1 protein-coding gene is annotated in these 243 nt (G+C 46.5%); it reads right to left on the reverse strand.

Annotation, left to right across the window (positions count from 1 at the left end; all coding sequences use genetic code 11):
• A partial coding sequence (locus CD138_RS14450; protein WP_219727738.1) for a hypothetical protein occupies positions 1-243 on the reverse strand: 243 nt, incomplete at both ends.

Raw genomic sequence — 243 nt, forward strand, 5'->3', positions numbered from 1 at the left:
AGATACAGATTGCGATTTTTCAACCGATGTTGATGTGCTCGCTGAATCACGTTCTACACCTTCTGATTGCGCTGTTGACGCTGATGCGCTCGCTGACGTTGATGTTGATGCACTTGCTTTTGCTTCTGATTCTGACTCAGATACTGATTGTGACTTTTCAACTGATGTTGATGTGCTCGCTGAATCGCTCGCTACACTTTCTGATTGCGCCGCTGATGTTGACGCACTCGCTTTTGCTTCTGA

Source organism: Staphylococcus intermedius NCTC 11048 (assembly GCF_002902385.1).
Classification (GTDB): domain Bacteria; phylum Bacillota; class Bacilli; order Staphylococcales; family Staphylococcaceae; genus Staphylococcus; species Staphylococcus intermedius.